This is a genomic window from Formosa haliotis (assembly GCF_001685485.1).
GTDB lineage: Bacteria > Bacteroidota > Bacteroidia > Flavobacteriales > Flavobacteriaceae > Formosa > Formosa haliotis.
This window is the reverse complement of sequence record NZ_BDEL01000001.1, coordinates 206,201-221,000: the sequence shown is the minus strand read 5'-3', so window position 1 is coordinate 221,000 and position 14,800 is coordinate 206,201. Positions and strand designations below refer to the sequence as shown.

General features: G+C 33.4%; 10 protein-coding genes. 8 read left to right on the top strand and 2 right to left on the bottom strand.

Annotated features, from left to right (window positions below; genetic code table 11):
* Positions 1-12 precede the first annotated feature (12 nt).
* The 3 genes from A9D35_RS00865 (at position 13) to A9D35_RS00855 (ending at position 3,501) form a co-directional block, all read left to right on the top strand.
* Positions 13-1,068, top strand: coding sequence for a M28 family metallopeptidase (locus A9D35_RS00865; RefSeq protein WP_066217838.1), 1,056 nt, complete (start codon positions 13-15; stop codon positions 1,066-1,068).
* 65 nt (positions 1,069-1,133) lie between these two features.
* Positions 1,134-2,693: a M28 family peptidase gene (locus A9D35_RS00860; protein WP_066217837.1), complete on the top strand. Its 1,560-nt coding sequence runs from the start codon at positions 1,134-1,136 to the stop codon at positions 2,691-2,693.
* Between the two features lie 250 nt (positions 2,694-2,943).
* Positions 2,944-3,501 (top strand): DUF4256 domain-containing protein, encoded by a 558-nt coding sequence (locus A9D35_RS00855; protein ID WP_066225674.1) that lies wholly within the window; start codon positions 2,944-2,946, stop codon positions 3,499-3,501.
* A 112-nt stretch (positions 3,502-3,613) separates the two neighbouring features.
* On the opposite strand, the gene A9D35_RS00850 is transcribed toward A9D35_RS00855, so the two are convergent.
* The gene (locus A9D35_RS00850; protein ID WP_141675452.1) at positions 3,614-5,926 is read right to left on the bottom strand and encodes a chondroitinase-B domain-containing protein; all 2,313 of its coding nucleotides are present in this window, start codon (positions 5,924-5,926) and stop codon (positions 3,614-3,616) included.
* Between the two features lie 360 nt (positions 5,927-6,286).
* Positions 6,287-9,082, bottom strand: coding sequence for a T9SS type B sorting domain-containing protein (locus tag A9D35_RS00845; protein WP_141675451.1), 2,796 nt, complete (start codon positions 9,080-9,082; stop codon positions 6,287-6,289).
* A gap of 276 nt (positions 9,083-9,358) precedes the next feature.
* Here A9D35_RS00845 and A9D35_RS00840 point away from each other — a divergent pair, with 276 nt between their 5' ends.
* The 5 genes from A9D35_RS00840 (at position 9,359) to A9D35_RS00820 (ending at position 14,764) form a co-directional block, all read left to right on the top strand.
* Entirely contained in the window at positions 9,359-10,030 is a 672-nt protein-coding gene (locus tag A9D35_RS00840) for a phosphoglycolate phosphatase (protein WP_066217834.1), read from the top strand.
* A 1-nt stretch (position 10,031) separates the two neighbouring features.
* A complete protein-coding gene (locus A9D35_RS00835) occupies positions 10,032-11,465 on the top strand; it encodes an FAD-dependent oxidoreductase (protein WP_066217833.1) in 1,434 nt (477 codons plus the stop codon).
* Between the two features lie 109 nt (positions 11,466-11,574).
* Positions 11,575-12,576, top strand: a complete 1,002-nt coding sequence (locus tag A9D35_RS00830) for an alpha/beta fold hydrolase (protein ID WP_066217831.1) — start codon at positions 11,575-11,577, stop codon at positions 12,574-12,576.
* A gap of 157 nt (positions 12,577-12,733) precedes the next feature.
* Positions 12,734-13,648, top strand: coding sequence for a sugar phosphate isomerase/epimerase family protein (locus A9D35_RS00825; protein ID WP_066217829.1), 915 nt, complete (start codon positions 12,734-12,736; stop codon positions 13,646-13,648).
* Between the two features lie 78 nt (positions 13,649-13,726).
* Complete coding sequence (locus tag A9D35_RS00820; protein WP_066217828.1) at positions 13,727-14,764, top strand: serine hydrolase domain-containing protein; 1,038 nt, start codon at positions 13,727-13,729, stop codon at positions 14,762-14,764.
* Positions 14,765-14,800: the final 36 nt, after the last annotated feature.

Sequence of the window (14,800 nt, the reverse complement as noted above, 5' to 3'; positions counted from 1 at the left end):
AAACCTTAATATATGCCATTAAAATTCTGTTATATTCTTAGTACTTTTCTATTGATTGGATCGTGTTCTAACGCAAAAGAAAATTCTAAATCTGACCAAGTAGACGATGCCATAACGATACAGGATAGTAGCTTGGTAAAACAATATGCACAAACCATAACAACTACCGAGCTAAAACAACATTTAGAAATTTATGCTTCTGATGATTTTGAAGGTCGAGCAACGGGAACTCCTGGTCAGAAAAAAGCAGCCGAATATTTAAAACAATATTATATAAATGAAAACATAAACGCTGCGGTTGACGATACCCTATATTTTCAGCACATTCCTGCCTCCTATTTACCCGAAAACACAGGGGAATCAGAAAATGTACTCGCCTATATTGAAGGAACAGAAAAACCTGATGAAGTTTTAGTTGTTTCGGCTCATCTAGATCATGTTGGTATTATTGATGGTGAAATTTACAATGGCGCCGATGATGATGGTTCCGGAACAGTGGCTATTTTAGAAATTGCTCAAGCTTTTAAGCAGGCTGTTTTAGATGGCCATGGACCAAAACGAAGCATCTTATTTTTGCATGTTACCGCTGAAGAAATCGGGCTTTACGGATCTCGTTTTTATACAGAAAATCCTGTTTTCCCTTTAGAAAACACCATAGCAGATTTGAATATTGATATGATTGGCCGTGTAGACGACAAGCATAAAGACAACCCTAATTATGTATATTTAATTGGTTCAGATCGGTTAAGCGAATCGCTTCATTTAACATCGGAACATGTAAACGACACGTTTTTCAATTTAGAATTAGATTATACTTTTAATGCAGAAGACGATAAGAACCAATTTTATTACCGATCAGATCATTACAATTTTGCAAAACATAACATTCCTGTAATTTTTTATTTTAACGGTACTCACGAAGACTACCATAAAGCTACAGACACTGTAGATAAAATTAATTTCGAGATGTTACAAAAGCGTGCTCAATTAGTATTTGCTACCGCTTGGCAATTAGCTAATCAGCCAAATCGCCCAACTTTAGATGCCGATATTCAAACCAAAGATTAACTTTGAAAGTATTGCATTATAATGCATCTAAAGTCTGTTATAAAAGAAAAATAAAACCTTAACCCATGAATAAAAACTATATACTTGCTAGTGTTGCGGCTATACTTCTAAGCTGTGGAAACTCTAAAACCACCACTGCCACAAAACCTATAACGCATACAACACACGATGTAAATTATTATGCAAAAAGCATAACTGAAGCCGAGTTAAAAACAGATTTAATGATCTATGCTTCAGATGAATTTGAAGGTCGTGAAACCGGTGAACCTGGTCAGAAAAAAGCTGTAGAATATTTAAAACAACACTATATAGAATTGGGCATACCTGCTGCCAAGTCTGATGGAAATTACTTTCAGGACGTGCCGTTAGAAACCGTTAACCCACCGCAAGCAGAATTAACCATTAACAGTACTACATTTAATTTAATAGACGATTATATTTCTATTTTACCAAGTGAGTCTGGTGCGATAAACACCAACGACGTTATTTATGCGGGTTATGGTATAGAAGAGGGCGATTACTCCGATTATAAATCTATTGATATTTCAGGAAAAGTCGTTTTATTTAAGGCAGGAGAACCTAAAAACCCAGATGGTACTTATGTTATTTCTGGAACATCTGAAGCTAGTAAGTGGTCTAATTTTAGACAAGAATTTGCCTTAAAACGTGATATTGCTACCGCAAAAGGGGCCAAAGCCATTTTATTTTATGCACCAGAAATTTACCAAATGGCGGCCCAAAGGTTTGGAAATGCTAAAGGAAGAATGGCCTTAAAATCGAAAAGCGAGTCCATGTATTTTTTTATTGTAAATACCAATGTGGCGCAAAGCATTTTACCAAACATAGATAAGGAATCTACCCCTAAATCGATTCCGGTAGATTTTAAATTAAAATTTGAAAAACAAGCAGACAATTTCAATTCTGAAAATGTTGCTGCCTTTATTAAAGGAACAGAAAAGCCAGATGAAATAATAGTTATTTCTGCACATTTAGATCATGAAGGCATTAAAAACGGCGAAGTTTATAATGGTGCAGACGATGATGGTTCGGGTACTGTCGCTTTATTAGAAATAGCTGAAGCCTTTAAATCGGCTAAAGATAACGGTCAGGGTCCCAAACGCTCTATCCTTTTCTTACATGTAACAGGCGAGGAAAAAGGCTTATTAGGTTCGAGTTATTATACCGATGTAAACCCTATTAAACCATTACAACATACCATGGTCGATTTAAATATCGATATGATCGGTAGAACCGATCCTAAGCGCGAAAGTAGCAACCGTAATTATATTTATTTAATTGGAAGCGATAAACTAAGTACAGAATTACATACTATTTCTGAAACTGTAAACAAACAATGTTGCAACATTGAGTTAGATTATAAATACAATGCAGAAAACGATCCGAATCGTTTTTATTACCGTTCAGACCATTACAACTTTGCTAAAAACAATATTCCTGTAATTTTCTATTTTAATGGAACGCATGACGATTACCACAAACCTACAGACACCCCTGACAAAATTCAATACGATTTGCTAGAAAACCGTACGCGTTTGGTGTTTTATACCGCTTGGGAATTGGCTAACCGCGATCAAAAAATTGTAGTCGATAAGGTTTCAAAATAATTCGATCTTAATCAAAAAAAATCCTTCACATGATAATATGTTGAAGGATTTTTTTTTGAAGGATTAAGCACGGTATTTTACTTTCATACTGAAGATTATTTTTGAATTGAAAAATAATAGAAACAACACATTTTTCTGTAATTAGTAATTTGAATAATAAATCTGATGCTAAAACAAATCTTATAAACATTACGCTTTGTTTTCTAAGATGATTTTTTTGCTTATTTTCAATATCTTAATACGTACACTTATGTCCAAAACTTTAACAGACACAGAAAAAGAGACCCTTATAAATATTTTAAAAACACGATTTGAAGCTAATAGGCATCGTCATAAGGATATCGAGTGGTCTAAAGTATTGGTTCGGTTAGAAGCCAATCCTGATAAATTGTGGTCCCTTAACGAAATGGAACGCACCGGTGGCGAACCAGATGTAGTTAATTACGACCAAGATGAAGACTTGTATACTTTTTTCGATTGTACTAAAGAGAGTCCGAAAGACCGTAGAAGTTTATGTTACGACCGAGCAGCATTAGATGCAAGAAAAAAATTTAAGCCTAAAAACAGTGCCCTAGATATGGCTACAGAAATGGGAATTAACCTATTAAATGAAACCCAATATAAACTGTTACAAAGTCTAGATCCTGTCGACACTAAAACTTCGAGTTGGATTGAAACTCCAGAAAAGATAAGAACACTTGGCGGTGCACTATTTGGAGATTTCCGTTTCGACCATACCTTTATATATCATAATGGAGCCGAATCTTACTACGCCGCTAGAGGATTCCGCGGGGCCTTGAGCATTTAGTTCTATTTTTTAAAATAGAGGTTACATCTAAAAGTATGAAACAAAAAAAAGAGCTTACAATTTTAATTGTAAGCTCTTTTTGCTTGAAATGTGTTGAAGTAACTAATCGATATTAGTACATTAATTTCATTTTTAAGTTTTGTTCTGTTTTAACTTCACCTGAATTATTCAAGGTATTGTTTACAGATTTTTGTCCTTTTTCTCCCCAAAGAATAATCACGTAAGATACTGGGTTATTTGTAAAGGTATTTCCGTTAAAATCCATATTTACAATCCCTCGAGTTTGTAATAAGATTTTACTTTCTTCTTTAGAACCACTGTTTTTAAAGGTATTGTTTACTAGAGCTAAATTCCCTCCAATTGAAGATTCATCATAACCACCTCTGTAGTAATTTAAAACGTTTTTATCTACATTTTCGAAAACTGAATTTTTAATAGTAACAAATTCTGCACTGTAATCTCCTTTATCATCATCTTCTGATGCTAATTGAATACCATTAGTACAATCTTTAATAGTTGTGTTTTCAATTATAATATCATCAGCAAACGAACCTTTAGATGTTGTTAGCACACTATTAAAGTTAGAAATTTCACTATTTTTAACCGTTAAGTTATAAGCGCTAGACATGTTTTTATCTAAAGTAGCGAATGCATCTTGAGTTTCTGTACCTTCAATAGCTACATTGTCTAAAATTAAATGACCTTTAGGAAGCATTTGAAATAATGGTGTGTTAGCTGCTCCTGAATATACTATTTTAGCTTTGCGTTTCCCTGTAGATTTTACAGTGATTTCTTTATCTATTTTAATCGCTTGAGACAACTTATAAGTTCCAGACTTTAACTCTACAATATCACCTGATTTTGCTTTATTTAAAGCACTAACAAAATCTGATTCTGAAGTGACTTTTATCGTGTTAGATTTTGCTTTAGCCTTTTCAACTTTGTACCATTTTGGTCCATATTGAGATTTGTTAATTTCAACTTTACCAGTAGATAAAGGGAACGTTACAGCTCCAATAGCTTTACTTTTTGTTCTATCTGCTCCTAAAAAGTCTTTATTAATCGTTTCAAATTCATACCCGTTATACACATTTGTAAAATTAGTAGTCGGTGCATAGAACCAATCTGAGATTTTAGTTACCTCGATGTCTTTTTGTGTAAGTCCGCCATTTGTATCTACATCACCTTCTACTTTATTATTAGTAATATTGCTTTTAAAGTTTACACCATCTACTTTATCGTAACCAAATATTTGAGTTGTTTTACTAGCATCGTGATTGTAAATTAAATTGTTTGCAACAACCGTACGAATTGGTCGTTCAGAACGAATTTCTGATGCAGGTAATACATCACTTTTATCTATATTAGATCCTACACTAAATTGCATTGGTACTTCGCAATCTATAAATGAATTGTAAGCAACAACAACATCTGTTACTTGATTGTAACGATTTAATGGTGATTTTGGAACCCCATTCATTACTGCTAAAGCACTTCTAAACTCGTTTCCGTTAATTTTGTAGAAATAGTTATTGGTAATCCAGTGTCCTGTATTTACAACACGAATTCCTCCCATTGCTGTAGACGTATCATTACCAATAAAAACGTTACCGTTAATTTTAGCATAGTTGCCATGACGTAATACTAACGATCCTTCACTCTCGAAAAAGATGTTATGCTCAAACTCGTTAAAGTTAGATTTACTTGAAATAATTTCAACTTCACCGTTACACTTCTCAAATAAGTTATTTGCAACATGTGTGTAAGAAGGAGTCATAGACGTATAACTATCTCCAATTTGGATAGTTTCTCCGTGTGGTCCACCAGCTCTTGGTCTTTCTCCAAAATAATTATTTACAATTCTATGGTGATTGTTAATGTTTTCGTTTCCATTTAAAAACACTCTAATTGTTGGTCCTGGATTAGATTTTCCGGTAATATAACAGTTACTTAATTCGTTGTGTTTCCCGAAAAACTGAACCCAATGATCTTTTTCTTCACGGTCTAATTGTGTAAAAGAGTCGATTACACAATTTGTAACTTTACAATTATTGGCAATATTTTCTTTATCCGTTCTAAAATCGATAACTGTAGATTTAGGAGTATATCCATTTCTGAAATGTAAACCGTCTACCACTAAATACTCCCCTGCCAATCTTAAAGTAGATTGTCCTTCTATAAAAACTTTACCTGCAGTTTCTGCTTCAAGAACAATAGGTTGTTCTTTAGTTCCAACGGCTTTAAATTTTATAGTTACATCGTCCCAAATCCCATTCGCCATAACAAGATGGTCGCCTGGTTTTGCACTTTTAATAGCAAGATCTAATTCTTGCATGTTTTTCACCATTTTCTTTACGTTTTGAGCACTCATTTGTGCCGTAAATAAAATTGAAAGAAATAAAATTGAAATTGTACTTTTAGTCATGTTCATTTGCTTATAATTTAAACTGGTCAACCAATTTGGTAAACCAAAAATACGAATTATCGGTTTACTAATCAAAAGATTTAGAAAAAATTAATTTTTAAACCCCAATTTTCGTCATAAAAGCAATTAATAAAGCGTATTTCTAGCTCTTTTTATGAATACAAACAAGTTTACAGTGATATCATTTTCTTTAAAACTACACTTTTTATATGTCTTAATGTGATGGAATATGATTCTTAAAACCTATATCGAGATCGTAAAATCTATCAAAAAATTACTTAAGCCTTTATTTTTCTGTTCACTGCAATATGTTCCTAGAATCTAATAGCTGGAAATCTCTTAATAATATTTCATTTTTTTTTAATGTTTAAGCGTAAAATGACCTTTATATGCTTTTCCATTTGGAAGCACAAAACTATACCAGTAATCGTCGCTCTTTACCACCTCACCTTTAAATGTGCCATCCCAACTACTATTAAAATCTAGAGCATCGAATACATGCAAAATTTTACCATATCTATCGTAGATATATACATAAATAGGTTTGTTATACCTAGAACGGTCTAACCCTTCTACACTCCAAGAATCGTGATATCCATCTCCATTAGGTGTAAAAAGTTTTGGAAATCCGAAAACATTAAATGTTTGTTCTACCAAATTACATCTAAAAACATCTCGCACATAAAGTTTGTGTTCTCCTGGCTGTAAATTATAAAAGGTATTGGAAGTTTGAAATCCGTTAGGATAATCTACCGCATATTCAAAATCGGTACTAGGATTCGATAATTGTACCTCCAAATTTAAATCATCTATCTTTAAATCTAATATATCGGGTCTTGCAAACTCTTTCACACTAACCACTATTGAAACGTTACAATGAGCATCTGAAATGGTAACTTTATAATCTCCTGCAGCATGAGCAATATAAGTTTCACTAGTATTGAACCCTACATTTGTGATCCCTCCTATCCGCTCCCATGTATAGGTGTAGGAATTCGAATTGAATGTGGTACTTTTAATCCCGGTGTCTATAGTAAACCCTGCAACTAAATCTGATGGGCATACATTAAACTCTTGATTTTGTAAAACAGGAAATGAATTGACTTTTAATTGGACTTCACCAATATCGAAACAGGCATTACTACTTTCTCCTTTTATAAATATTGTTGTATCCGGAGTTTTATAAAGTGTAGGTAAAGGATCTAAACCTGATTGAGCATTAGTTCGAGTAGTGTGAAATGAAAATAAGACATCTGTTCCAAAAGTTGGATTATTTCTAAGCTGAGTTTCAATTTCAGATAAATCAAAAACACCAATACCGGGAGTTTCATCGGGACATGCTGCAAGATTGTATGTTCCTATTGTTATAGGATCTTCTGTGGTTAATTTCACTCTGACTATTTGATAACAGTCTGAATTATTAGCATATACTTTGGCATATACAATTTGATTTTTTGAAATATTCTCATAACTACCATTATTAATAGCATTTATTCTATCTGTATCATCATGCGCTTCTGCCCAAGTTTCATAATAATACACCTGTACCACATCTGAAGTAAATATTGAATTAGCACCACTTACATTTTGTAAATTATAATTGGTTAATCCGTCGGTAGCATCTCCATCAAACGCATCGCAAGCAACAAGTTCGTATGAACTCTCTAATGTTGGTAATTCTGCAATTGTAATTGTTTTTTTAAATGTTTGGTCTTCACCATTAATATTTAGTGTCATGGTGACATCATAATCTCCTGGACTTGCATAATAATTTGTAAAATTTGTGTTTGAAGTATGTCCGTTTCCAAAATCCCAACTCATTTCAAAATCTGGATCTTCTTCACTCGGGTCTGGTAAAATATTAAATGTAGCATCGAAACCAGAACCCGAACACGTATACGTGTAATCAAACCTATATTTAAAAATAGATTGTACAAAAGGAGGCAAACCTAACTTAACCACGCCGTAATCTAAATTAACTCTAGCGTGAATATAATCACTGTCCGATCCTATATTATTAGGTTTATCGATATAAGATAATGTTTTTATTCCTGAGACTCCTCTATATCCCGCCCTATAAATTTTCCCATCTATGGCTAGCTGTAAAGCACCCGCATAATAATTTGATTTATTAATTAAAACTTCTGATGCGGGAATATTGGTACTGAATAAGTCGTATTGATATAAATAACCTTCGACAAAATGATCATCTACATCATAATTCCCAACCGTTGCGTAAAGTAGTTTAGAATTGGGAGAGAACTCTAATCCATACGGATAGGTATCAACTTTAATTAATCTTTCGTTGGTAACCTGTCCCGTTATATTATTAAAATCGTATAATAAAATCTTACCATTATTTTTGGTTCCTGTTCTTGGACTTCCCAATGCCGTAGAGCTATGAGCAATGGCTAATTTTTTCCCGTTAGGAGATAGTTTTAAATACCCAATGGCAGTAACATTTATACTGTATGCATTAACTCTTGGAAAAACTTCGGTTGGCACTGAAGAAGTAACCGCAGTTTCGTTTACGCCATTTTCGTCTATTAAAAAAGAATAAAAGGTTTTTCCTAAATGTGTGATAACCCATATTGAGGTTTCATTGTCGTGGGTTACAGCGGTTATTTTTTCTGAAGATTTAAAATATCGCTCCGTTTCATCGTTAACATTATAGGTAATTAATGGCTTATTTTTTAAAATTACATCACCAAAACCTCCATTTAAGGTCATATCTACTTCAGAGTAATTTACCCCATTAATTTCTCCGTCGTCAAAATTCTCTTTAGATTTCCCTGGTTCATCAATGGTAAAAACATAATACCTATTTATTGTGCCTGGTTTAGGTACAATTAAAGCAGACATAGTACTCGATTTATTACCAAATAAATCATGGCCATTAGGCATTGCTCTATTTTGTTTATCCCATATAGTAACCCCATCGGTATAAAATAATAAATTACCATTTGCATCAGATATGGTTGCACTTCCTTCATGAGTAATCAAGTTACTTCCTGAAATGGAAGTTGGAGTACCACTATTAAAACTTATAGCTGCAGATTCTCCAAAATACCAATTAGCAGATTCTTTTTGGGCATATAAACTCGGCTTCAATAAGAAGATAAAAAATACAAATAAAAATTTAGGAAGTAGTTTCAAGATAGCTATTATAGGGTTATAATCTATAAACTTAATTATAAAATATTTTCAATACATATATTTTCGTTAAATTAACAATTTAACCGATTCAAATAAGTAATTTATAGACATTATAAGGTAATAAACAACCTTATTGCAAATAAAAATATCTCCCATCAATTTTACACGACTCATCGCGATTTTAACTAGTAAGTCATATTAATTTTTATTCAACATTCCTGTAAATCCTTACTATTTTATTAAAACTTCTGCATCTTTGTCAAAAAATAAAGTATTGTGAATTTTAAAAAGAAAGAACTTATTATATTCGATTTTGATGGCACGCTTATTAACAGCATCCCCGATTTAACCTTGGCCGTTAACACCATGTTATCTCATTTTAATACGCAACCATTAACCGTAGCGCAAGTAACACCCTTTATAGGCAATGGCGCTAAACCGCTGGTAAAGCGCTCTCTCGAATATGCTTTGCCCAATCAAAAATTAACTGAAGAATTTCTAAAAAAAGCTTTCGACATTTATTTATCGGCCTACAAAAAAGTAACATGTAAAGATACTTTTATGTATCCAGGCGTATTGGATACCTTAAAATATCTGGATAAAAAAGGCTATAACCTTGTAATTTGCACCAACAAACCCTACGGTTTTATAGAACCCATACTCAATACCTTGCAAATTAAATCATTGTTCAAACATTGGGTTGGAGAAGATTCTTTAGCACAAAAAAAACCACATGCCGAACCACTTTTACATCTTGCCAAATTAACCCATACCTCTATTGAAAATAGTATTATGGTTGGCGACTCTAAAAATGATATTCTTGCGGCACTAAATGCAAAAATGGATAGTATAGGTGTAAGTTACGGCTATAACTACAATGAAAATATAGCAGATTATAACCCGACTGTTGTGGTTAATGAATTTGCGGAGCTTCAAGACATGTTTTAATATGAAGAACATACACGATGTTGGTATTATAGGAGGAGGTATTTCGGGAGTTGTTATCGCTTTAGAATTAGCCAAACATAAGGTAGATTCTATTTTGTTTGAACAGGAAAAAAGCGTCGTTAATGGTCCTCCATTTTGTCATTTACATGCTGGTGGAAATTTATATCCAGACATTTCAATCGATCAGTGTAAGGTGTTAATGAAACAATCGATAGACATGGCCCGTTTATTTCCGCATTCTATAGATGAACGCCCTACATTTATAAGTATTCCAAAATCTGAGACTTACGAACCGTATATCATCGCCCAGCGCTTAGAAGATTTAGTTTCTTATTACAAAAGATTGGTTACTCAAGATCCTTTAAATGAAATTCTTGGTCCTCCAGAGCATTATTACAAAGCATACTCACAAGCCGATATATTGGCATTGGCAGAAAAACCAACAGTAAAACGCCCCGCTACAACAGATGAATGGATGACTAACACCCTGAAATTAGTTGACCATACAAAATTAAAAACACCTGTTTTCATGGTGCAGGAATACGGATGGAATCTTTTTCGGTTTGGTGCACAAGCACAATTAGCCTTAAATAAAACCGAAAATTGCAGTCTAAACACCAATACCAACGTCAAGAAAATTAAAGATGTTCGCGATAAAAATTTAGGATATAACTGGGAAATACAGACTAAAGATACCACCTATAACGTAAAATATTTAGTGAATTCCTGCGGATTTAAAACAGGTATATTCGATGAATCTTTAGCTTTAAATCCTGAACGATTAATTGAGTTTAAAGCCGCTTACATATCTAAATGGCAACCTATTGAAGGTTTAATCCCTGAGTTAATTTTTCATGGCAAGCGCGGTACTCCAAACGGCATGGCCCAATTAACACCTTATTGCGACGATTATTATCAAATTCATGGAATGACCAACGATATTACCTTATTTGAACAAGGATTGGTAAGGTCTAAAAACAACAGCAAACAACCAAAATTTAATGAAGCGATTAGCAAGAAATTAAAACAAGGTTGGGACATTTCAGAAATAAAAAGGAGAACAGAAAATGGGATTGCACTGGTGTCTAAATTTGTCCCCACTTTTAAAACAGCAACTGTTGGCGGACCACCATTATACGGCGCACAACAAATCCCTGGAGACGATCCTAATTTAAGAGTTGGAGAAGTTAGTTTCCCGTGTAAATCGTACGCGCGAAGCGAAATTATAAAGGCCTCCTCTGCCCTTACGGTGGCCCATCAAATTATTGAAAAAATTCAGGAAGAAGGGATTATACCTGAAATGTTAAAAGACGATCAACACAACGATATATTGTCGTGCATTTCGAAAACTGAAATCGATGAGTTGGCAGAAACCTTAGCCGTACAACGTGGCTATCCTAAAGCTTTATCCAGATTAGTAATCGATAAAGATTAATCATATTTGCTTTAGAGAAAATACTATATAAATTAAAATCTTAACTTTAAATCTGGAATATTCAGAAGGGATTTTAAGCAAGGTTTAACAAATAAAAAAAATAAAAAATATGAAAACGAATGTAATCCAGTTACTATTACTCGTACTGTTTACTCAAGTAGGTATGGCGCAAAATGATGCCCTACAATGGTTAGATTTAGAATTATCGAATTATCAATATCCATATCCTGTAAAGACTTTAGATCTTAAAATACAGGAACAAGATTTAAAAATGGGATATATGGATATAAAACCAGAGCACTTTAACGGAAAAAATATTGTTTTAATGCACGGTAAGAATTTTAATGGAGCGTATTGGGAAACAACTATCGCCGCCTTAACTAAAGCAGGATTTCGTGTCATTGTTCCAGATCAAATTGGTTTCGGAAAATCTTCTAAACCAGACCATTTTCACTATACGTTTCAGCAACTTGCTCAAAACACAAAAGCCTTACTTGATGCTTTACACATAGAAAAAACTGCCGTTTTAGGACATTCTATGGGAGGTATGTTGGCGACACGTTTTGCATTAATGTATCCAGAAACAACAGAAAAACTGATATTAGAAAACCCTATTGGTCTTGAAGATTGGAAATTAAAAGTCCCATACAAACCGGTAGAATGGTGGTACGAAAACGAACTTAAAAAGAACTACGAAGGCATAAAAAAATATCAATTAGTGAGCTATTACGACAATAAATGGAAACCAGAATACGACGAATGGGTGAACTTATTAGCCGGTTGGACCTTAAATTCTGAATATAAAACTATTGCTTGGAATGCCGCTTTAACTTACGATATGATTTTTACTCAGCCCGTGGTTTACGAATTTAAAAACATAAAAGCACCAACCTTATTAATTATTGGAACTAGAGATAGAACTGCATTAGGAAAACCATTGGTTTCAGAATCGGTTAGAAAAACTATGGGATTATACAACGAGCTTGGAAAACGAACCCAAAAAGAAATCCCTAACGCTCAACTAATCGAAATTGAAAACGTGGGGCATTTACCGCATATAGAATCTTTTAATGAATTTATTAACCCATTAATTACGTTTTTGAAAGCATAGATTTGGGAGACTTTATAATATTAAGAAAGTATGCCTTAGACCACTCGGTATTTAGTAAATTAGAGCGTATTAAATACGCACTCCTATTTTAAGGGAATTATTAAAATAGATCTATTAAGTCCAGTTCAAGTTTCACAAAAAACGATAAAAAAATATCATGAAAGCATCAAAATCATCGTCTGAAAGCGGGTCATTAGAGGCCTCTACAAATAAAAATTCAACTTTTAAACCTCTTAACTTATCCCTATTTTCTAAACATTTAAAATATTTAGATTATAAAGACATGAGTGAAGCTGTTTCTGAAATGGGTTTTGATGGAATTGATTTAACGGTAAGGCCAAACGGACATGTTTTACTAGAACGTGTACAGGACGATTTACCTAGAGTTACGGAAGCCATGCAAAGCTTCAATCTAAAACCGAATATGATTTGCTCTAATGTTATGGACGCAAACAACCCAGAACATGTAAAGGTCTTAGAAGTGGCGAGTGCCTTAGGCTATAAATATTACCGACCAGATTTACTTAAATATACCGAAGATCAAACGGTTTTAGAAGTTGTAGAAAATGCTAAAACCTATTTTAAAGACTTGGAACAGTTGAATAAAAAATGTGGAATTAGCGGGAGTTATATAAATCTTCCTGGTCACTTTTATGGTTCTGCTCTTTGGGATTTACATAGCGGACTAAACGGTTTATCTCCAAAACACATAGGTAGTCAATACGATATCGCTCATGCTGCTATAGATGGGGGAACAAATTGGGAAATTGGGTTTAAACTTATAGCCCCATATATTAATACGTTGGTGATTAAAGATTTTATTTGGTCTAAAAAAGGTGGATCATGGACTTTTGAATATACGCCTTTAGGAGAAGGTATGGTCGATTTTAAACGCTATTTTTCTTTGCTTAAAGCACACCAAATTAATGTACCTATTTCCATACATACTGAATATGATTTAGGTGGCGCTGAAAAAGGCGAAAAACCAACTATTCCAAATAAAGAAGTGTTTAAAAGAATAAATAAAGATGTCGTATTTGTTAGACAACTTTGGGAAGAAGTAAATCAATAGAAAATTTTATATTTAAAACATAGATATAGAACGCCTAAGTAAATGTTTACGATTTAATGAGGATGTATTTTAATTAAAATGGCTAAAATTTCATCAAAACAAATTATTAGATTTTTTTTATTACTAGGGACACTTATATCCCTATATTTTGTCCCTTGGCCTGTTGTAACGGCATGGCTAAAACCATTACCAAAAACCGTTCAGGAACAAGTAAATAAGGTATCAGATTATGGTTTTGATGGTATTATTGTCTATGTAGATAAAGCCGGAAAACCATCAACATTATATGCTGCAGGTTTAAAAAGCAGAACTGGTAAAATCCCTGCAGATCCAAATGCCCTGTTTAAAATAGCTAGTGTTAGTAAACTGTATAATGCCGTAGCCGTGGCAAAACTTGTAAACAGCGGTAAATTATCGTTAAACAAAACGCTATCCGACTATTTACCAGAATTAAAAACTAGAATTGAAAATGCAGATGACATTACCTTACGCATGTTAGTTCAGCATCGCAGTGGTATTCCTAATTATACCGATACTTATATGTATTGGGCTGCACCAAAAGAAACGGCCGAAGAAAATCTCGCCTTGATTCTGGATTTACCCGCTAATTTTAAACCTGGAGAAGATTACGAATACTCGAATACCAACTATTTGTTACTCGATAAAATAATGAGTAGAAGACTTGGGTACGATACGTTTCAATATATTAAAGAAACCATACTAACACCACTACATCTAAATCATACCTTTGGTTCTATACAGCAGGTTGATATGGATGATGTTATGAGCGGTTATTACGTAGGATATGAAAACGATTTAAAATCGGATGATGTGGGCTCTATGTTAGCTACTGCAGAAGATTTGGGAAAATTTATAAGAGCTTTAAATGATGGCTCGGTATTTAAAAATAAGAAAGAACAAGACCTATATGCCTCAATTTATAAATTTGAACACACAGGATTAATTCCGGGTTACCAAACCATCGCAAAATATCACCAAGAAATAGATGCTGTGGTAATTCAATTTACAAATACGGTGAATTTTGAAGGTTACAATTGGAACTTATCTGAATTAATGTATAATCGAATCATTAAAATATTGAAAGCAAATCAATGATAAATTCGACATTTTCTATCCATTTATAAAATTGAT

Excerpts from the sequence above, each read along its gene's own strand:
- A9D35_RS00865 (WP_066217838.1), top strand. The coding sequence starts at position 13 with ATGCCATTAAAATTCTGTTATATTCTTAGTACTTTTCTATTGATTGGA.
- A9D35_RS00860 (WP_066217837.1), top strand. The coding sequence starts at position 1,134 with ATGAATAAAAACTATATACTTGCTAGTGTTGCGGCTATACTTCTAAGC.
- A9D35_RS00855 (WP_066225674.1), top strand. The coding sequence starts at position 2,944 with ATGTCCAAAACTTTAACAGACACAGAAAAAGAGACCCTTATAAATATT.
- A9D35_RS00850 (WP_141675452.1), bottom strand. The coding sequence starts at position 5,926 with ATGACTAAAAGTACAATTTCAATTTTATTTCTTTCAATTTTATTTACG.
- A9D35_RS00835 (WP_066217833.1), top strand. The coding sequence starts at position 10,032 with ATGAAGAACATACACGATGTTGGTATTATAGGAGGAGGTATTTCGGGA.
- A9D35_RS00830 (WP_066217831.1), top strand. The coding sequence starts at position 11,575 with ATGAAAACGAATGTAATCCAGTTACTATTACTCGTACTGTTTACTCAA.
- A9D35_RS00825 (WP_066217829.1), top strand. The coding sequence starts at position 12,734 with ATGAAAGCATCAAAATCATCGTCTGAAAGCGGGTCATTAGAGGCCTCT.
- A9D35_RS00820 (WP_066217828.1), top strand. The coding sequence starts at position 13,727 with ATGGCTAAAATTTCATCAAAACAAATTATTAGATTTTTTTTATTACTA.